Source organism: Streptococcus mitis (assembly GCF_002096895.1).
Taxonomy (GTDB): Bacteria; Bacillota; Bacilli; order Lactobacillales; family Streptococcaceae; genus Streptococcus; species Streptococcus mitis_AH.
Genome location: NZ_NCVI01000017.1, coordinates 124,613 through 144,776, shown reverse-complemented (window position 1 = coordinate 144,776; position 20,164 = coordinate 124,613). Strand labels below are relative to the sequence as shown.

The following is a 20,164-nucleotide window of genomic DNA, read 5'->3' as shown; positions in this document are numbered from 1 at the left end:
AATAAAGGATCTTAGTAAAAGTCGTTACAGCATGTTATACCTATTCTTTGTGGTATAATTGCAAGAGGTTTAATCCGATAATTTATAAAGAGAGAAAGACATTCATGAGAGATTTATTATCTAAAAAAAGTCATAGGCAATTAGAATTATTAGAATTATTATTTGAACATAAACGTTGGTTTCATCGTTCTGAACTAGCAGAGTTATTAAATTGTACAGAACGTGCAGTCAAAGATGATCTATCCCATGTTAAATCTGCTTTTCCTGACTTGATTTTTCATTCTTCTACTAATGGTATACGCATTATTAATACCGATGATAGTGATATTGAAATGGTTTACCATCATTTCTTTAAACATTCAACTCATTTTTCGATTTTAGAATTCATCTTCTTTAATGAAGGTTGTCAAGCCGAGAGTATTTGTAAAGAATTTTATATCAGTTCATCTTCGCTCTATCGTATTATTAGCCAAATCAATAAAGTGATTAAAAAGCAATTTCAATTTGAAATCAGTCTGACCCCTGTTCAAATCATTGGAAATGAGAGAGATATTCGTTACTTTTTTGCACAATATTTTTCAGAAAAATATTATTTCCTAGAATGGCCATTTGAAAATTTTTCATCAGAGCCCCTATCTCAATTGTTAGAATTGGTTTATAAGGAAACAAGCTTTCCAATGAATTTGTCAACTCATAGAATGCTAAAGTTGCTCCTAGTTACGAACCTATATAGAATAAAGTTTGGTCATTTCATGGAAGTAGAGAAAGACTCTTTTAACGATCAAAGTTTGGATTTTTTAATGCAGGCAGAAGGAATAGAAGGTGTTGCTAAGAATTTTGAATTAGAATACAATATCTCTTTAGATGAAGAAGTTGTTTGCCAATTATTTGTGTCTTACTTTCAAAAAATGTTTTTCATAGATGAAAGTCTCTTTATGAAATGCGTAAAAAAGGATAGCTATGTTGAAAAATCTTACCATCTATTGAGTGATTTTATTGATCAGATTTCAGTCAAGTATCAGATTGAGATTGAGAATAAGGATAATCTGATTTGGCATCTGCATAATACTGCACATCTGTATCGTCAGGAGTTGTCCACTGAGTTTATTTTATTTGATCAAAAAGGGAATACAATCAGGAATTTTCAAAATATTTTCCCTAAATTTGTTTCAGATGTAAAAAAAGAGCTTTCTCATTATTTAGAGACTCTTGAAGTTTGTTCTAGTTCAATGATGGTAAATCATCTATCTTATACCTTCATCACTCATACCAAACATTTGGTGCTTAATCTACTACAAAATCAGCCAAAGCTGAAGGTTCTGGTTATGAGTAATTTTGATCAGTATCATGCAAAATCCGTTGCAGAGACACTTTCTTATTATTGCAGCAACAATTTTGAACTTGAAGTTTGGACTGAATTAGAATTATCAAAGGAATCTTTAGAAGAATCGCCTTATGATATCATCATTTCTAATTTTATTATTCCTCCGATTGAAAATAAGAGACTGATCTATTCAAATAATATAAACACGGTCTCACTCATATCTTTGTTAAATGCCATGATGTTTATTCGATTAGATTAGTAACCTAAAATAAAAAATGCTATTTCGCGTTTTGAACTGTACCTCAAAAGTTAGACAGAAAAAATCTAATTTTTGGGGTGTTTTTATTAAGAAAAGACCTTCAGTCATTTAAGTAAAATGTACATCTAGAGTCATAGTCCTCTAAAACTCTTGCTTTTTTTGTAGAAGATACGAAAAAAACCTTGATTCCAAGGCTTTTCCTGTTGTATGTAGATGCCCCCTACATGGATTTGTAAGAACTTTTCATATTGAAAATAAACAAAAATGTTGAAATATAGCTGATTTTAGGGAAATACTTTTAGGTGTTTTCAATGTCAGGATTTAAAAATGGGGCAAAAGTGGGGCAAAAACGAATGACTCGTATTTGGTTTGAAAACCTATAATACCTAATGATTATGCTATTCTAGATATATAGTTTTGTTATAAATAAATGTCAGTGCGAGATCAAATTGGAGGATAAAATGGAAAAACAAATTAATGAAAAAAAAGCCTTGGTTCCCAAAGCTTTTTAATCTTATAAACTCATTAAAACAACTCCCAGTAGGGTGTGGAATGTTTTTTAGTCTGTGTCATATAAAAATAAATAGAATGAATAGCTATAGCTAGAGCTAAAATGGTTGTAATACTTACTACTATTATAGGATTAGAAGCAAAGATTAAAGAGAGAATCAAGGCAGCCAGATAGAGTGTAGCTTGGACACAGTAGTAACTTTTCGAATAGCGAAGATAGTGTTTGTTATAGGGCCCATTTACTAGGACAGCAGCTTGAAAGAGGCCAAATCCGATATAAGAGAAGCTGGTTGCAAAGAGAAGATTAGCTTCAGGATTCTGAAGAAAGCCCATCGATACAGTCATCATCATAAGCCCAATGAAAATAGGATAGTGACTGTAAATTAGAAATAGCCCCTTTTGATTAGATTTTTCATCAATAGCATGGTCGAATTGACCAAAATAAAACAAGAACAGAGAAATCATAATAATGAAATAAAGAACCGAATAAATCGAGAAATTCTCGATTGTAAAGAAGTTAGCTAGCTCCGTAATCATCTCTCCAAACATAATAATGACAAGAAGGGAGATGCGCTCGATTAAATGGGGGAGATTTACCTGGTAATGCTTATCTTTACTAAGCAAGATAATTGGCATAATAAATGTTAGCAGAATACTAGCAAATAAGACAGAGACTCCAACGTAAATAGGAAGAAGAGCTACTAGGTAGACTCCTAAACTTCCTAGACCGGTTATCCATAGAAAACCTTTGATACTTTCCCGATGAACATCATCGGTTGATTTTCTAAAAAATTCAACCAAATATTGAAAAAATAAGGTAAGGGTTAATGTACCAATAGCCCAACAGAGATAATGAAAATATTGTTGCCAATCAGGTCCAATCATATTGGCTATAAAGAGTAAAAGTCCCATTTTGATAAACATGATTACTATGTTAAATAAAGAGTTCTTTCCATAGCGATTGGTATAATCGGTTTGAATCATCCAGGAATCGATGAGAACCAAAGTAGCAATGAAAAAATCAAGGAAAGAATTCCAAGTCAAAATACCGTTATGAAGATGGTCAATTAAAGTAGTTACTTTTGAAATTGCAAAAACAAAAACTAAGTCATAAAAAAGTTCTGAAAATTCTACACGTTTATGTTTAATAAGAGTTGTCATCTTAAGACCTTTCTATTTTAGAAGTACAATTTATTATAACAGAAAATGGTAATAAAAAAAAGGAGATGCTTAAATAACTTCATGTGACGCTAATTGTCAAAACCTTGGAGCACATTTACCTCACGTACCAGCTTACAGGCGGAGTGTTTGATGATTGATAATGAAGTACGTGTATTTTGAGGCAAAAGATTTCGAGACTCCATTACGTAACTCCCATCTATAAAAAAATGATTGTTTCATTATAGCAAATCTAAAGAAACACGCTAAAAAGCAACCCTAACGAGTTGCTTAATATCCTATTAAAAATTAACTGTGTCAGGATCATCCTGAGTTTTGATGCCTTGAATCTTATCCAAGACTGCCATATCTTCCTCTGATAAGTCGAAGTCGAAGATATCCAAGTTACCTTTTACATTTTTAGGTGTCACAGACTTAGGTAGTGGCAAGAAACCTTTTTGAAGGCTCCAACGTAGAGCAACTTGTGCCACAGATTTACCGTTACGTTTAGCCACTGCTTCAACATCTTTATTTCCAAAAATGCTACCTGTACCTAGTGGACTATAGGCTTCAAGAAGGATATCGCGCTCTTGGCAATAGGCAACTAAGTCTTCTTGGTTACAACCTGGAGCCAAGAGGATTTGATTGACCTGTGGAACAATTTCAGCTGTTTCAATAAGAGCTTCTAGGTGGTGTTGCATAAAGTTAGACACACCGATAGCACGCACCTTACCTTCTTTGTAGGCTTCTTCCATAGCCTTCCATGCACCCGCATTGCCAGCCTTCCAAGCATCATTCTCACGAAGCGCCTTTGGATTAGGCCAATGGATAAGCAAAAGATCCAAATAATCAACACCAAGTCTTTCGAGAGACTCATCGATAGAAGTCTTAGCCAACTCGTAATCGTGCTTATCATTCCAAAGTTTGGTAGTTAGGAAAATATCCTCACGTGCCAAATTACTATCAGCAATCACCTTACCTACAGAAACCTCGTTACCGTAAATTTGTGCGGTATCAATATGTGTGTAACCCGCCTTAAGTGCGAAGCTAACACTGTTATAGGCTTCTTCGCCTTCAGCAATTTGCCAAGTTCCAAAACCAATTTTAGGAATAGCAACCCCATTTGCAAGTGTATATGTTTCCATGATTTTCACCTTTTCTTTTTTAATAGTACCATCTTAAAAAAGATAAGGCAAAAATGCAAAGATTTGCTACGGCTATTACTATGAATAGTTCCTTACTTCTTTTTCCGCTGTTGGTAACATCCTTTGGAGATATTGCTACTTTGGAAAGAATGAATTTGTTGGTATTGTAAAATACAATCTTCAAGACCGCGACATTATTATCAAGAGCCTGAAATATTTTATTCAGTATTATAGGAGGTTTAATACTCTTTCTCATAAATTTGTCCCTCCAAAAAACAAAACGTCTATTCGGATGGTACCGATAGACGAAGAATGTATTAAGATATTACAAGTCTTAAAAATTGAACAGGAGACGGCTAATAAAGAGCTAGGAATCAAGAATAGGTATAAAATGATTTTTCAGTATTATGGATATATTCACTTGGTACCAGACATTGCGAATGTCAATAAAGCTTTGAATGTTCTTTTAAATGAATTAGATATTTATCCAATTCTCACGACAAAAGGAGCACGTCATACTTATGGAAGCTACCTCTGGCACAAAGGATTTGACCTTGGAGTTATTGCAAAAATTCTAGGGCATAGAGATATTTCAATGTTAGTAGAAGTATATGGACACACTTTGGAAGAGAAAATTTTTGAAGAATTTAATCAAATTAGAGATGTCTGGAAAGATCGCTCATAAAAATGTGGGGCAAATTAGTTATAGACAAGCAAAAAAGCCTTGTAAATCAAGGCTTTTTCCTGTTGATTTAGATGCCCCCTACAGGGATTTGGAAAGGACTTTCATATTGAGAGCAATTAAAAATATTGAAATATAAGTGATTTTAGGTATTTTCAATGTCATGATTTAAAAATGGGACAAAAGTGGGGCAAAAACCATACAGATTCTAAACTGTATGGTTCTTTTTTTATCTAACCAAGAAAGGTTAAAACTTATTAAAACAAATGCAATCAACTGTTGAAAACTTTTTAGTCCGTGTAATATAAAAACAAGTAAAAAGTTGAACTATAGGGAATATTGTGTCATAATAGGTAATAGATGAATAATTAATAGATTGGAAATAATGCTTTCTTACCTTAACAAGTTGAATTGGTTATACATTTTTTCGTCGCAATTGTGTCTATCTCTCGAGTTTAGCTAGTTTTTATAAGCTCTGGTTTCTAATCAATATAACAAATTTTAGAAGTGCATAAGACAAGATGGTGACATTACTACAGTCATTTCTAGTCACCATATGTTGCTGGCACAGGCTGTTTGTAGTGTTGGCTATTTACTAGTCAGTTTAATCGGAGTGTTTAATTTTTATTGTTGAAAGGTTTTTATATGGCGAAAATTCTATCTTTAGGTCTGACAGGTAAGAAATTACTTGCTCAGGGGTTCTTGTTTGTTCTGCTAGGTCTCATCTTGATGGTCACGGGGACTTGGTTGCCAGTAAAGGTTATTCGACTGGTTCTGTTTTTAGCTTGGATAGCAACGGTCTTAGATTTAGTATTACGTATTTTCAAAAAAAGTCAGTCAACGGACACCTTGGGAGTTGCACTGGTTAAATTGTTAGTGCTGGGATATTTGCTTGGCTCCAATCTTGCGACGGATGTGCCGATTTATATTTTGGCTCTTGTGATTGGAGTTTATCAGATTTTTCATGCTAGTATTAACCTTGTCACCTATGTTCTCTACCGCAAAAACAAAATTCGACCTCGTTTTCGTCTCTTACTAGATGGACTCGTACTAGTTTTTCTTGGTGGGACTAGTCTTTTGTCCTCTACAGGAAATTCTGTCTTTCAACTCTTTGTATTAGGGGCTTATTTTTTCCTTTATGGTGTGTCCAATATCCGTGATGGTTTCTTGTTTGAGGAGGAAATTGGGAAAAACCATCTCAAACGTCGTATTAGAATTAGCTTACCTATTGTCCTAGCCGCTCTCATCCCTGCAAGAACTTTAGCAAAAGTTAACAAATTTATGCTGGAAAATGCTGATGAGGAAGAAGATATCCATCTTGGAATAGTGAAGTCTGGTAAGACAGCGGAGCTTGAAATTTTTGTTCATACAGCTGAGACCTCTCTGTTTTCGGCAATTGGTCATGTGGATATCTGCTATCAAGGCCGTGTTATTTCTTATGGCAACTATGATCCGTCTTCTGAGACCTTATTTGGCATGGTAGGAGATGGTGTCTTATATTTCTGTGATCGTGACAAGTACATTGACCTATGTAAACGTGAGAGTCAAAAAACGCTTTTTGGTTATGGTATAGATTTGACGCCTGAAATGGAAAAAGCAGTTCAGAAAAAGTTGGCTGAATTGAAACAACTGACGATTCCATGGGAGCCAAGTGCAGATAAAATCATGACAGGTGATGGTAAGGAAGACTACACCTACGCTTATAAAATCAGACATGAGACAGATGGGGAACTTTATAAATTTATCAAATCTAAGTTTAAATCCTACTTTGTCTTATCTACAAACTGTGTGCTCTTGGCTGATACCATAGTCGGTCAGGCTGGCACCGATATCCTCTCACCCAAAGGATTTATCGCTCCAGGAACTTACCAAGCCTACCTTAATCGAGAGTTTGAAAAACCAAATAGTATAGTCGTATCTAAACATGTTTATTAAGGAGAATTTATGAACTTAGTAAAAAAATACACCCCGTTAATACTTTTTATAGGGCTGGTTGCTCTTGTAATTCTGAATGCATCGAGCTTTATATCAGGAGCAATCTCTCTCTTTGATGTAATATCAACCTTGATTTATGGTGCTGTTATTGCTTTTGTGCTTAATGTTCCTATGAAAAAAATTGAACAGTACTTAGTTAAATTGAAGGTAAAGGCAGAGTTGCGTCGTCCGATTGCCATGGTACTTGTTTTCCTAGCTCTTATCTTAATCGTGATTGCTCTTTTGGTTTTGGTGCTGCCAACCCTAGCCCAGACTATTAGTCAGCTGGGAACAGTCCTTTCAACAGTCCTTACTCAACTTGGGAAATTGCTAGGCAGCTCGGAATTTGTAACCAAAGACATGTTGTCAACTATCGTATCAGGCATACAGGGACAATCTAGTTCTATTAGCCAAGCTTTGATAGGTTTTTTATCAGGTCTGACTAGTAATATCGGCAATATTTTTTCAAGTTTGATGAATGCCTTTTTGATTATAGTCTTCACCTTTTTATTTTTATCCAGTAAGGAACATTTGGCAGCGATGACGAGTCGACTTCTAAAAGTTTTTCTTCCAGAGAAGGTGGTGATAAAGTTGACTTACATTGGACAAGTAGCACTAGAGACTTATGACCAATTTTTGATGAGTCAGCTGATTGAAGCAGTTATCATAGGAGTTATGATAGCGGTTGGTTACAGCGTGTTTGGGATACCCTATGGAGTAATGACAGGTATCTTTGCAGGAGTGCTATCGTTCATTCCTTATGTAGGGCCTATGATTGCTTGTGTTGTGGGAGCGATTTTTATCTTCACAGTGAGTCCTACTCAAGCCTTACTTTCTCTTCTTCTATATCAAGTTATACAGCTGATTGAAGGAAACCTTATTTATCCTAGAGTTGTAGGTCAGTCTATTGGTTTGCCAGCTATTTTCACGCTTGCGGCTGCTAGTATTGGAGGCAATCTCTTTGGCTTACTTGGGATGATATTCTTTACACCCGTATTTGCTGTTATCTATCGACTGGTTAAAGAATTTGTCGTTGCAAAGGAAAATCAGCTAGATTAAGAAAAACTAAATTTAATAAGATATACTGAGAAGAGAGTGAGAGATTCTCTTCTCTTTTATTTTTAAATACTTTTCTACAAAAAGCTATTAGACGTTAAAAAAAGCCTTGGTTTCAAGGCTTATTTCTGTTGATTTAGATGTGCCCCCTGCAGGGCTCGAACCTGCGCCCCATAGCTTAAGAGTCTACTGCTCTACCAACTGAGCTAAGGAGGCAACAGAAAAAGCTGAGAATGTAACTTCCCAGCTATTTTAATATGCCCAAAATGGCAGCTAGATTATTTACGAAAGGCATCAAGGATATAGGTGAAACCAACAATTAAAAATGCAAAGGCAACGACATAAACGACAAAGACACTTGTAGCTACTGGATTGAACAAAATCACTAGACCTAGTAAAAATGCAAGCAACGCTATCCACATGATATGGTTGCCAATAATAGGGAAAATCAATCCCAGACGATTGCCTTTAAAGAAAGCTATAATGGCTTCTACAATTAACCAAATTCCTAAAATAGTTGGAATGACAACTGGCAGCGTCACAAAGCCATAGGCAACGAGGTAAAGAGCTAAGAGAAGATTAACAATCCCTTGGAAAAGATGAGCTGGTGAGCGAAGCTCTTTTGGTACAGAGAAATAGCCTAAAATGGCTGCTATAGAAGAAACCAGTAAACCAAATGCAATCCACCAGCTGTAAGCAACAAGATTAGCTACTGGGTTTGTAAATAGGAAAAGTCCTAAAAGGACAAAAACAACTCCTGCAAGGAATAGCAGTAAACGATTAGAAAATTTCATTTCAATACCCCCTATATAGTATAGTTTGATAATAAAAATATTATACACCTTTTTAGAGGAAATGTCAATAAACAAAATGGAAAATTTGGAAGTTTCAGTCTGATTTATGAAAAGAAAATCAGTTTTTATTATTTTGAAAATAAAAAGAGAAGATAAAATTTGTCTTCTCTACATGAAAATATTGTATGGCATCAAAGCAAAAGTAACTGGCTTTACACTTTTTGTAAAGATGTAATTTGATTCAAAAAGAAAAGATAGATTTAAAATGTGGGACAAATGATGGGGTAAATCAGTTATAGACAAGCAAAAAAAGCCTTGATTTACAAGGCTTTTTCCTGTTGTATTTAGATGCCCCCTACAGGGATCGAACCTGTGACCCACGGATTAAGAGTCCGCTGCTCTGCCAGCTGAGCTAAGGAGGCAAAGAAAAAAGCTGTATTGGTGCCGAAACTTCACGGTTTGTATTGAACCCGCGCAATTAAGCAGGTGGGCAACTCGCTCTAACTGAAGCTGTTTCCGTGTGAGACGGCCTACATGCTGTTAGAAGACTTTTGTTTCCCTAATAATACAAAAAATAGTCGGTCAACACTTAAGTGTGAAGTCGTACACCACAGCGTTTCTATGTTTATATGATACCACTTTTTCAAAAAAAATCAAGAGGAAAGTGCAATTTTTTGAAAAGGATTTCAGATTTTTCGCAAACGGTCGATAGCTTCCTTTCTTTGAGACAAAGCCCGTTCATATTTACCAGTATCTTCTGCTTGGAAATAGTGATGATTACGAATTTTTTCTGGCAGATAGTCTTGCTTGACCCAATTTCCAGGATAGTTGTGTGGATAGAGATAGTCTTGGGCATTCCCCAGTTCCTTGCTTCCGCTGTAGTGTCCATCACGCAGGTGTCGCGGAATAGGCAAGTGCCCTGATGTTTTGAGGTCGGCAAGTGCCTTATCCATAGCTACATAGGCTGAGTTGGATTTTGGAGAAAGGGCCAAATCAATGACGACATTGGCAATGAGAATGCGGGCTTCTGGGAAACCAATCTTTTGAGCAGCATCCAGAGCAGTCACGGTATGAATCTGGGCTTCAGGGTTGGCCAAACCGATATCTTCATAGGCGATAACGGTCAAGCGACGAGCGAGACTCGGCAGATCCCCAGCCTCAATCAAGCGGGCAGCATAGTGAAGACTGGCATCGACATCCGAACCACGGATGGATTTTTGCAGGGCTGAGAGGACATCATAGTGTCCATCCCCATCTTTGTCCATAGTAATATAACTCCGCTGCAGGCTATTTTCCATGATATCAAGAGTAATATGGCGGATACCCTTGTCATTCTCAGGGGTAGAAAGAACAGCCAAGTCCAGTGAGTTAAAGGCAGAACGCAGGTCTCCGTTGGTAGAGGTCGCAATGAAATCCAGCGCATCCTCATCTAGTTCTACTGGAAAATCAAAACCACGCTCAGGGTTACTTAGAGCTATTTGCAGAGCCTCTTTGATGTCTTGGTTAGACAGAGGTTCCAACTCAAAAATTTGAACACGGCTACGAATGGCAGGAGTGACAGAGAAGAAAGGATTTTCAGTCGTAGCGCCAATCATGATAACCAGACCACTTTCCAAGAGAGGCAAGAGGAAGTCTTGCTTGGTTTTATCTAGTCTATGAATCTCGTCTAGTAATAGGACGAGACCACCAGAGAATTTAGCCTCTTCCGCAATTTCTTGCAGTCGCTTTTTACTATCAACTGTCGCATTGAAAGTTCGAAAGGCATACTTGGTCGTTCCTGCGATGGCAGAGGCAATACTGGTTTTGCCGATTCCCGGAGGGCCATAGAGAATCATGGAGGACAGGCGATTGGCTTCCACCATGCGGCGGATAATTTTTCCAGGTCCGACCAGATGCTCCTGACCGATGACCTGGTCGATGGTTTTAGGGCGCATGCGAAGCGCGAGATTGTCTGGCATAGCAGTCCTTTCTAACGTGGATTTTCTGATGTATATGTGGTAAGATGGTAGTATCTATTTTAGCATATTTCCGAGCAATCGGGGCGATTAAAGAGTCGCATAGAAAGAGGACAAAATGGCAACATACGGATTTTTAGATGTTTTAGAGGAAGAGTTGGAGAAGAATTTTCCCTTTGACTTTGAGATTAGTTGGGACAAGCGTAACCACGCGGTTGAAGTGAGTTTTCTATTGGAAGCGCAAAACGCTACAGGCGTGGAGATGGTGGATGAGGACGGAGAGGTTTCGTCAGATGATATCCTCTTTGAAGAAGCAGTCCTTTTTTACAACCCTGCCAAGTCAACCGTCAATGAGGAAGACTATTTGACGCTCATTCCTTACCTACCTAAAAAAGGATTTTCTCGTGAGTTTTTAGCTTATTTTGCGCTTTTCCTCAAAGACACTGCAGAGGTTGGTCTAGATGCCCTTATGGACTTTTTGGAAGACCCAGAAGCAGAAGAATTTGTCATGGAATGGAACCAAGAAGTCTTTGAAGAAGGAAAAGTCGGCTTGGATGAGGGGGAGTTTTATCCTTATCCGAGATACTAGGGATTATTGGGAGAGTTTATGAAAAAAATTGTGACGTATTTGATTCAGACAGTGTCTGTTCTTGTGATGATGCTAGCTTTTGCTTGTGGAACAATCGCATTTTCAGAGCTGGGATATTCCGCAGTTTTAGTCTTTACTTTTGGTTATGCCTTCGCTCTTCTAAGTATGTATTTAATCCTTATTCTTCATGAGCTGGGACATGCTTTTTGTGGCTACTTGACAGGCTATCGGCTGGTGGCTTTTGGATTAGGGAACTTTCTTTTAACCAAAAATTCAGGCAAGTTTCGTCTTAGTAGAACAGCCATTCTGAAAAATGTTGGAGCTCAATACATTGGTTTAAAAGAGAATGAAAGTGATCAAAGAACCATCTTGATGCTTTCAGGAGGCTTGATAGTTCACCTTTGCTTGATATTATTGGCAACACTTTTTGGTTTTTTGACAACAAACTGGTATTTTGCAGGCACTTGGATTTGTCTAAATTTATCTCTTCTTCTATTCAATGCTCTGCCAGTTGGGATCACCGATGGAGCAAAAATTTGGGAATTACTACAACACCCTGAAAATACCAAATACGCCTACCTGATGTTGAGGCATTCTGCCCAGACCTTGCTAGCTCCTCAAGAATATGATTTAAAAGACTTTATCATGTCTGTTGATGAGGATGTGAGAGGAAGTTTTGCAGAAAGTGTTCGGACTCTTCAGGGATTGGTATTCATATTGGATGATAATATAGAGCTTGCAAAGCAACAGTTTCAGTCTGTGTTAGAGAAAACAGATAATCCAATGTCTAAAACTAGTTCTCAATTATACCTTCTTCAAGTTGCTCTGATGGAAGGAGATAATAAGAAGGCGGAAGAATATGCAAGTATTCGAGGAGTCAAATCCTTTTTATCTCTAAAAACAGCAGATATGCAGGTCATTCAAGCTTGGTATCAATTTAAGGTAAAGAAAGATGTAGTTCAAACTCACAAGGCTATGAAGATTGCTAGACAGAAAATGAATAGCAGTCGGATGTTACGGGATGAGAAAAGCTATTATCAAAACTGGTTAGCTGAGCTGGAAAAGGAATTAACCGAAGGAGTCTAATATGGAAATAGAGATTTCTGATTTCACAGGCTGTAAGATTGCTTTGTTTTGTGGGGATAGGCTCCTGACCATCTTACGCGATGATAAGGCAAGCATTCCCTGGCCCAATATGTGGGAACTTCCAGGCGGTGGACGTGAAGGTGATGAAAGTCCTTTTGAGTGCGTGGCGCGTGAAGTTTATGAAGAACTGGGAATTTATCTGACTGAGGATTGTCTGCTTTGGAGTAAGGTTTATCCAAGTATGCTTTTTGCGGATAAACAATCTGTATTTCTAGTCGGTCAGTTGACACAGGCTCAGTTTGACAGTATCGTATTTGGAGATGAAGGACAGGGCTATCAGCTGATGAATGTTGAGGAATTTCTTAGCTCCAGTCAAGCTGTACCTCAGTTGCAAGAGAGATTAAAAGATTATTTAAAAGTAAGTGATTAGAAAGGATGGTTCAGTTACATTTCTAAACTGAACCCGCCCTAAACACGGTGCCAAAAAGATAAACTTCTCTTAGATACAAACGTCTTCAGAGAGTTTCCTATTTTGGCTTTGTGTTTTACGGGCTTGGTATCTTAATGATGGAAACATGGCAAGAGTTAAAAGTTACAGTGAAGCGTGAGGGAGAGGAGTTGGTTTCCAACCTCTTGATTGAGCTAGGTGCCCAAGGAGTCGCAATCGAAGACAGTATGGACTATATGGGAAATGTTGACCGCTTCGGAGAGATTTTCCCAGAGGTTGAGCAGCAAGAAGAAATCGTAGTGACAGCCTACTACCCTGATACAGTTGATATAGCAACGGTTGAGGCAGACTTGCAGGCCCGTCTCGCGGAACTAACTGATTTTATGGACTTGGGAGAGGTCAAGATGGGGACGACTGCCTTGGCTGAGGAAGACTGGGCAGACAACTGGAAGAAATACTATGAACCAGCTCGTATCACTCATGATTTGACCATCGTGCCGTCTTGGACGGACTATGAGGCGACTGCTGGGGAAAAGATTATCAAGCTGGATCCAGGTATGGCTTTTGGTACGGGGACCCATCCAACCACTAAGATGAGCCTCTTTGCCTTGGAGCAGGTTCTTCGTGGTGGGGAAACAGTGCTAGATGTGGGTACTGGTTCAGGGGTTCTCTCTATTGCCAGCTCGCTACTTGGTGCCAAGGAAATCTTTGCCTACGACCTGGATGATGTGGCAGTTCGTGTTGCTCAGGAAAATATTGAGCTCAACCCTGGTATGGAAAACATTCATGTAGCAGCAGGAGACTTGCTTAAGGGAGTTGAGATTGAGGCAGATGTGATTGTGGCTAATATCTTGGCGGATATCCTTATTCATTTGACGGATGATGCTTACCGCTTGGTCAAGGATGAAGGCTACCTCATCATGAGTGGCATTATCAAGGACAAGTGGGACATGGTGCGCGAGTCGGCTGAGTCAGCTGGATTTTTCCTCGAAACTCACATGGTTCAAGGGGAATGGAATGCCTGTGTCTTTAAGAAAACCAAGGATATTTCCGGTGTGATTGGAGGCTAGCATGCAGCAGTATTTTGTCAAGGGGAGTGCAGTCTCTCCTGTCACCATCGAGGACAAGGAAACCAGCAAGCATATGTTTCAGGTTATGCGCTTGAAAGAAGATGATGAGGTGACCTTAGTCTTTGATGATGGTATCAAGCGTTTGGCGCGCGTCTTGGATGTTGAAAATCGTCAGTTTGAGTTGGTTGAAAAGTTAGCTGACAACGTGGAATTACCAATCCAGGTGACCATCGCATCTGGCTTTCCCAAGGGCGACAAGCTCGAGTTTATCACTCAAAAAGTAACTGAACTGGGCGCCAGCCAGATTTGGTCCTTCCCTGCCGATTGGTCGGTCGCCAAATGGGATGGCAAGAAATTGGGTAAAAAGATTGAAAAACTAGAAAAAATTGCCCTTGGAGCAGCAGAACAAAGCAAGCGTAATCTAGTACCAAGTGTCACACTTTTCGAGAAAAAATCAGACTTTCTAGCTCAACTGGACCAATTTGACTCTATCGTAGTGGCTTATGAAGAGTCGGCCAAAGAAGGAGAAGCCGCTGCGCTTTTACAAGCAGTTAATGGACTCGAGAAGGGAGCCAAATTGCTCTTTATCTTTGGTCCAGAAGGTGGTCTGTCACCTGCAGAAATCGAAAGTTTTGAAGCTAAGGGAGCAGTCTTGGCAGGTCTTGGTCCTCGTATTTTGCGAGCAGAAACAGCACCGCTTTACGCCTTATCAGCCCTTAGTGTTTTATTAGAATTAGAGAAATAAGAGGAAGAAAATGGAACAAAAACACCGTTCAGAATTTCCAGAGAAGGAACTTTGGGATTTAACAGCCCTATACCAAGACCGTGAGGATTTCTTGCGTGCAATCGAGAAGGCTCGTGAAGACATCAACCAGTTTAGCCGTGACTACAAGGGCAATCTTCACACTTTTGAAGATTTCGAGAAGGCCTTTGCGGAATTGGAACAAATCTACATTCAGATGAGCCATATTGGTAACTATGGCTTTATGCCTCAGACGACAGACTATAGCAATGACGAATTTGCCAACATTGCCCAAGCTGGGATGGAATTTGAAACAGATGCTAGCGTAGCCTTGACCTTCTTTGACGATGCCTTGGTGGAAGCTGATGAGGAAGTCTTGGACCGTTTGGGTAAATTGCCACATTTAACAGCTACCATTCGTCAGGCAAAAATCAAAAAAGCCCACTATCTAGGGGCTGATGTGGAGAAGGCCTTGACCAATCTCGGTGAAGTTTTCTACAGTCCGCAGGATATTTACACTAAGATGCGAGCTGGGGATTTTGAAATGGCTGACTTTGAAGCTCATGGCAAGACCTACAAAAACAGCTTTGTGACCTATGAAAATTTCTACCAAAATCACGAGGACGCTGAGGTCCGTGAGAAATCATTCCGTTCCTTCTCAGAAGGTCTTCGTAAGCACCAAAATACGGCTGCAGCAGCCTATCTAGCCCAAGTCAAGTCTGAAAAACTACTGGCAGATATGAAGGGGTACGACTCAGTCTTTGACTATCTTCTAGCTGAACAGGAAGTAGACCGTGTCATGTTTGACCGCCAGATTGATTTCATTATGAAGGATTTTGCGCCGGTTGCTCAGAGATACCTCAAGCATGTTGCCAAGGTAAATGGTCTTGAAAAGATGACCTTTGCAGACTGGAAATTGGACTTGGACAGCGCCCTGAATCCTCAAGTGACTATTGACGACGCCTATGATTTGGTCATGAAGTCCGTAGAACCTTTGGGACAAGAATATTGTCAGGAAGTTGCTCGTTATCAAGAAGAGCGCTGGGTGGACTTTGCTGCCAATAGTGGCAAGGATTCTGGCGGTTATGCGGCGGACCCATATCGTGTGCATCCTTATGTTCTCATGAGCTGGACTGGTCGTTTGAGCGATGTTTATACCTTGATTCATGAAATCGGGCATTCTGGTCAATTCATCTTTTCAGATAATCACCAGAGCTACTTCAACGCCCACATGTCGACCTACTATGTTGAAGCACCGTCAACTTTCAATGAATTGCTTCTCAGTGATTATTTGGAGCACCAATCTGACGACCCTCGTCAAAAACGCTTTGCTCTGGCTCACCGCTTGACAGACACCTACTTCCATAACTTTATTACCCACCTCTTAGAAGCAGCCTTCCAGCGTAAAGTGTATACATTGATTGAAGAAGGAGAAACTTTCGGAGCAAGCAAACTCAACAGCATTATGAAGGAAGTTTTGACCGATTTCTGGGGAGATGCCATTGAAATCGATGATGATGCAGCTTTGACTTGGATGCGCCAAGCTCACTACTACATGGGCTTGTATAGTTACACTTACTCAGCAGGACTAGTCATCTCGACTGCGGGTTACCTTCATCTGAAACATTCAGAAACTGGAGCTGAGGACTGGCTCAATCTCCTCAAATCAGGTGGTAGCAAGACACCACTTGAGTCAGCTATGATTATCGGTGCTGATATTTCAACAGACAAACCACTCCGTGATACCATCCAGTTCTTATCAGATACAGTTGACCAGATTATCTCCTACAGCGCCCAGTTGGGAGAGTAAAGATTGGACAGAGTTTTAGGAGAATAATATGAATAGAATCAAAGAATTGCTAGAGCAAGATCCCAAAAGAATGCATTTTATCAAAATTGGTCTAGTTTTGTTGGGAATCATTTTATTGATTGCTTTGCCTACTCTCTATCTTGTTTTGAGTGGAGTCGGTATTTGGTATTTTGTAAAGAAAGCACCAGATATTCGAAAAAGAAATTTAATGATAGGGCTTTTCATTGTCAGTTTTGTTGCAATTGCTCTCCAAACTCCAACTGTTACAAAGAAAACTCCATCTTCTCAGTCAGAAGCTAAGCAGACTATGACATCTACTACTTCGACATCTTCAACGACGGATACTTCATCAAGCATAGAGGAAACGAAACGAATCGAAGACGAGAAAAAAGCTAAAGAAAAAGCAGAAGAAGAGAGAATTGCCAAAGAAAAAGCTGCAAATGAGTTGCAAGAAAAAGGTGAAAACTTAGTCAAACAATTGGAAGAAAGTCAAGATGCGAGTCAAGTGCAATCTGCTAAAGAAACAGTTAATCAAATTGAAAATAACGATAAAAAGGCAGAATTGCTCGATAGGATAGGTGCAGTTGAGTCATTAATTTCTCAAAAAGAAGAAGAGAAAAGAATTGCTCATGAAGCTGAGACTAAAGCCCAACAGCAAGAGAGAGTTGTCTATGTTGCAAACCATGGGAATGCGAAAGTTTATTGGTATAGTAAGGATAGAATGCCTTCAAAAACTAATAAAGCCAACGTTGTCGAGATGACAGAGGCTGATGCAATTGCTGCAGGAAAACGCCCATCTAAAAAAGAATAAGATAGAAAGTTACCTTGGGCTGGCTTTTTGAACATCTGCTAGAAATATAGAGGTATTGACCATGTATCAAGAGTTACTAAGAAAAATAGCAGAAGAAAAACCAAGTTATCATGATGAAGAAATCCAGTGGTTACTTGACCATTTGGGAGATCCTTCTCCAGAAATTCGCGATGATCTTGTTTTTACAAGCTTTGCTAGAGGGATTCAGGAAGAACTATTTACACAGGAACAATTTCATTTCATTGCTGAGGTGGTCTCAGCTGATGGAGGACTAGATAAAGAGATTGATAAGGTAGGTCTGCCAACACTTGAACGTTCTTTTAGGGCACTTGTTTATGCAAATCTCTTGTCTGCGGATGTCAATCAGCAATCGATTTTTTATCAGGGATTAAAAGCAGAAATTCGCAATGTCCTTTTAAATCAAGGTTTGTACTATCTTTCGAAAGAAAAGGATACGACAGGTTTTTCAAGTCAATATGGTTGGGTTCACGCTTTTGCACATGGAGCTGATTTGCTGACAGAGGTAGTTTGTCATCCAGACTTTCCTAAAAACAAAATTCATGAAGTATTTGACATACTTGGTACATTATTTAAAAGAATTACCATTCGTTTTACAGATGATGAAGATTGGCGTTTAGCCAGAGTACTTTATGAACCGATTTTACAAGGGAAGTTAGCACAAGAACAAGTAGCTTCTTGGATAAAAACTGTTGATTTTCCGATAGAAGAAAAGGAAGATTTTTACAAATTTTCCAACTTTAGATCCTGTTTGTTGGAAGTCTATGTCCAACTTGACCAGAGAAACAGTTTACAAGATGACTTGAAAGAAGATATCCTGTCTTTTCAATATTAGGGATTAACTAATATTACTTATTGAAAGAGTTTCTATTGTGTCCTCCTACCTGATAATAAAAACTAATAAAAGAGGTTGAATCATTTTCTAACCTCTTTTCCTGTATTTTAATGGAATTGCATACCACCATCAACGATAATGGTTTGTCCTGTAATGTAGTTTGAGTCTGGTCCTGCAAGGAAGCTGACGGCTGCAGCTACATCTTCTGGTTCAGATAGGCGTTTTAGGGTAATATCTTTTGCAAATGTCTGCATACCCCACTCGTCATCTTTTCCTGCATTTTTACCAACTTCATGAGCAATATCGTACATCATTGGTGTTTTAACAATACCTGGTGCGTAGGCGTTAACAGTGATGCCTGAGTCTGCTAAATCACGTGCTAATGTTTGCGTAATTCCACGAACAGCAAATTTGGTTCCACCATAAACAGTTAGATTTGGGTTACCGACTACACCGGCTTGAGAGGTTGCGTTGATAATTTTACCTCCGTGGCCAAGTGCTTTAAATTGCGCTTGTGCAGCTTGTGAACCCCAAATGACACCACCAACGTTGATACCGAAAGTGCGTGTAAATTGTTCCTCAGTAATTGTATCAAGAGGAGTAGTTGGAGCAACACCAGCGTTATTTACGACAACATTCAAATCACCAAAATGGTCAACAACTTTTTGAAATGCTTGTGCAACTTCGGCCTGTTTCGAAACATCGGCCACGACAGCAAAGGCATTTTCAGCTGATAATTCGGCAACAGCTTTTTCAGCTGTTTCAGGATTGTAGTCTAAGACTCCTACCTTAAAGCCATCTTGAACCAATCGTTTTGCGATTGCAAAACCGATTCCTTGACCTGCACCTGTGACAATAGCAACTTTAGACATATGATTCCTCCTTGGTATCCACGATACCATTCAAACGTTCATAAAAGAACAGCAAAGTTGTAAAAATTAGTTCCAATTAGGGAATAAATAACTCATTAGAACTATATTGACATTATATACCTTTGAAAAAAATGTTTCAAATAAAAACTACCGTTTTTACAGGATTCTAGCCTGAAAATTTCCAATCAATTTTCTTGAAACCCTTTCCTACTTTTGATAGACTAGTATCTAGTTTTTGAAAAAAGGAGAAAGAAAATGAAAAAATTTGTTGCTGAGTTAATCGGTACTTTCATGCTTGTGTTCATTGGAACAGGAGCTGTTGTTTTTGGAAATGGTCTTGATGGCCTTGGTCACCTTGGAATCGCCTTTGCCTTTGGTCTGGCAATCGTGGTTGCAGCTTACTCAATCGGAACTGTTTCAGGTGCTCACTTGAATCCAGCTGTTTCGATCGCTATGTTTGTGAACAAACGTTTGTCATCTTCAGAGCTTGTAAACTACATCCTTGGACAAGTAGTTGGCGCTTTCCTTGCGTCAGCTGCAGTATTTTTCCTCTTGGCGAACTCAGGGATGTCAACTGCTAGTCTTGGTGAAAATGCCTTGGCAAACGGGGTTACTGTCTTTGGTGGTTTCTTGTTTGAAGTGATTGCAACCTTCTTGTTTGTCTTGGTTATTATGACCGTGACTTCAGAAAGCAAGGGAAATGGCGCGATTGCTGGTTTGGTAATCGGTTTGTCCTTGATGGCCATGATCCTTGTGGGATTGAACATCACTGGACTTTCAGTTAACCCAGCTCGTAGCCTGGCTCCTGCTGTATTGGTAGGTGGCGCAGCCCTTCAACAAGTATGGATTTTCATCCTTGCCCCAATCGTTGGTGGAGTTCTTGCAGCACTTGTTGCTAAAAATTTCCTTGGAACAGAAGAATAATTGAAACTAAAAAAGCCTTGCTCCTCAGCCTGAGGAACAGGGCTTTTTCGTATCTGTTTATACTCAATGAAAATCAAAGAGCAAACTAGGAAGCTAGCCGCA

Annotated in this window: 17 protein-coding genes, 2 tRNA genes and 1 pseudogene; 13 read left to right on the top strand and 7 right to left on the bottom strand. The window is 38.9% G+C overall.

Annotated elements, in window-relative coordinates:
- Positions 1 to 104: 104 nt before the first annotated feature.
- Entirely contained in the window at positions 105 to 1,583 is a 1,479-nt protein-coding gene (gene mgaSpn / locus B7697_RS02580) for a virulence factor transcriptional regulator MgaSpn (RefSeq protein ID WP_084950180.1), read from the top strand.
- Positions 1,584 to 2,108: 525 nt separating this feature from the next.
- On the opposite strand, the gene B7697_RS02575 is transcribed toward mgaSpn, so the two are convergent.
- Both B7697_RS02575 and B7697_RS02570 read right to left on the bottom strand, forming a co-directional pair.
- Positions 2,109 to 3,254: a low temperature requirement protein A gene (locus B7697_RS02575; protein WP_084950178.1), complete on the bottom strand. Its 1,146-nt coding sequence runs from the start codon at positions 3,252 to 3,254 to the stop codon at positions 2,109 to 2,111.
- A gap of 299 nt (positions 3,255 to 3,553) precedes the next feature.
- A complete protein-coding gene (locus B7697_RS02570) occupies positions 3,554 to 4,396 on the bottom strand; it encodes an aldo/keto reductase (RefSeq protein WP_020900382.1) in 843 nt (280 codons plus the stop codon).
- A gap of 220 nt (positions 4,397 to 4,616) precedes the next feature.
- Between B7697_RS02570 and B7697_RS02565 the strand changes: the two are divergent.
- The 3 genes and pseudogenes from B7697_RS02565 to B7697_RS02555 all read left to right on the top strand — a co-directional run.
- Positions 4,617 to 5,081 (top strand): annotated as a pseudogene (locus tag B7697_RS02565) (tyrosine-type recombinase/integrase); the annotation flags it as partial.
- A 642-nt stretch (positions 5,082 to 5,723) separates the two neighbouring features.
- On the top strand, positions 5,724 to 7,013 hold the full coding sequence (locus B7697_RS02560; RefSeq protein WP_004256070.1) for a hypothetical protein: 1,290 nt from the start codon (positions 5,724 to 5,726) through the stop codon (positions 7,011 to 7,013).
- Positions 7,014 to 7,022: 9 nt separating this feature from the next.
- The gene (locus tag B7697_RS02555) at positions 7,023 to 8,111 is read left to right on the top strand and encodes an AI-2E family transporter (RefSeq protein ID WP_044020350.1); all 1,089 of its coding nucleotides are present in this window, start codon (positions 7,023 to 7,025) and stop codon (positions 8,109 to 8,111) included.
- Positions 8,112 to 8,251: 140 nt separating this feature from the next.
- Here B7697_RS02555 and B7697_RS02550 read toward each other — a convergent pair.
- The 4 genes from B7697_RS02550 to B7697_RS02535 all read right to left on the bottom strand — a co-directional run bounded on the left by B7697_RS02550 (position 8,252) and on the right by B7697_RS02535 (position 10,860).
- Positions 8,252 to 8,324, bottom strand: a tRNA-Lys gene (locus B7697_RS02550).
- A gap of 62 nt (positions 8,325 to 8,386) precedes the next feature.
- A complete protein-coding gene (locus tag B7697_RS02545; RefSeq protein ID WP_000672739.1) occupies positions 8,387 to 8,902 on the bottom strand; it encodes a DUF308 domain-containing protein in 516 nt (171 codons plus the stop codon).
- A gap of 349 nt (positions 8,903 to 9,251) precedes the next feature.
- Positions 9,252 to 9,324, bottom strand: a tRNA-Lys gene (locus B7697_RS02540).
- A gap of 264 nt (positions 9,325 to 9,588) precedes the next feature.
- Positions 9,589 to 10,860, bottom strand: a complete 1,272-nt coding sequence (locus tag B7697_RS02535; protein WP_084950176.1) for a replication-associated recombination protein A — start codon at positions 10,858 to 10,860, stop codon at positions 9,589 to 9,591.
- Positions 10,861 to 10,975: 115 nt separating this feature from the next.
- Between B7697_RS02535 and B7697_RS02530 the strand changes: the two genes are divergently transcribed.
- The 8 genes from B7697_RS02530 (at position 10,976) to B7697_RS02495 (ending at position 18,266) form a co-directional block, all read left to right on the top strand.
- A complete protein-coding gene (locus B7697_RS02530) occupies positions 10,976 to 11,446 on the top strand; it encodes a DUF3013 family protein (RefSeq protein ID WP_084950174.1) in 471 nt (156 codons plus the stop codon).
- Positions 11,447 to 11,464: 18 nt separating this feature from the next.
- A complete protein-coding gene (locus tag B7697_RS02525; RefSeq protein WP_000725250.1) occupies positions 11,465 to 12,532 on the top strand; it encodes a M50 family metallopeptidase in 1,068 nt (355 codons plus the stop codon).
- Between the two features lies 1 nt (position 12,533).
- Positions 12,534 to 12,962 carry an NUDIX hydrolase gene (locus B7697_RS02520; protein WP_000402001.1) on the top strand — a complete coding sequence of 143 codons (429 nt, stop codon included), beginning with the start codon at positions 12,534 to 12,536 and terminating at the stop codon, positions 12,960 to 12,962.
- Between the two features lie 137 nt (positions 12,963 to 13,099).
- Positions 13,100 to 14,050 carry a 50S ribosomal protein L11 methyltransferase gene (gene prmA, locus B7697_RS02515; RefSeq protein WP_000451129.1) on the top strand — a complete coding sequence of 317 codons (951 nt, stop codon included), beginning with the start codon at positions 13,100 to 13,102 and terminating at the stop codon, positions 14,048 to 14,050.
- Between the two features lies 1 nt (position 14,051).
- Positions 14,052 to 14,795, top strand: a complete 744-nt coding sequence (locus B7697_RS02510; protein WP_004256076.1) for a 16S rRNA (uracil(1498)-N(3))-methyltransferase — start codon at positions 14,052 to 14,054, stop codon at positions 14,793 to 14,795.
- Between the two features lie 10 nt (positions 14,796 to 14,805).
- Positions 14,806 to 16,602: an oligoendopeptidase F gene (pepF, locus tag B7697_RS02505; RefSeq protein WP_084950172.1), complete on the top strand. Its 1,797-nt coding sequence runs from the start codon at positions 14,806 to 14,808 to the stop codon at positions 16,600 to 16,602.
- A gap of 28 nt (positions 16,603 to 16,630) precedes the next feature.
- Positions 16,631 to 17,413, top strand: a complete 783-nt coding sequence (locus B7697_RS02500; protein WP_084861728.1) for a deoxyribonuclease — start codon at positions 16,631 to 16,633, stop codon at positions 17,411 to 17,413.
- Between the two features lie 61 nt (positions 17,414 to 17,474).
- The gene (locus B7697_RS02495) at positions 17,475 to 18,266 is read left to right on the top strand and encodes a DUF2785 domain-containing protein (protein WP_084861730.1); all 792 of its coding nucleotides are present in this window, start codon (positions 17,475 to 17,477) and stop codon (positions 18,264 to 18,266) included.
- Between the two features lie 107 nt (positions 18,267 to 18,373).
- Here the strand turns inward: B7697_RS02495 and B7697_RS02490 are convergent, their stop codons facing one another.
- Positions 18,374 to 19,138 (bottom strand): (S)-acetoin forming diacetyl reductase, encoded by a 765-nt coding sequence (locus B7697_RS02490; RefSeq protein ID WP_000048147.1) that lies wholly within the window; start codon positions 19,136 to 19,138, stop codon positions 18,374 to 18,376.
- Between the two features lie 255 nt (positions 19,139 to 19,393).
- Here B7697_RS02490 and B7697_RS02485 point away from each other — a divergent pair, with 255 nt between their 5' ends.
- The gene (locus tag B7697_RS02485; protein ID WP_020903234.1) at positions 19,394 to 20,062 is read left to right on the top strand and encodes an MIP/aquaporin family protein; all 669 of its coding nucleotides are present in this window, start codon (positions 19,394 to 19,396) and stop codon (positions 20,060 to 20,062) included.
- Positions 20,063 to 20,164: the final 102 nt, after the last annotated feature.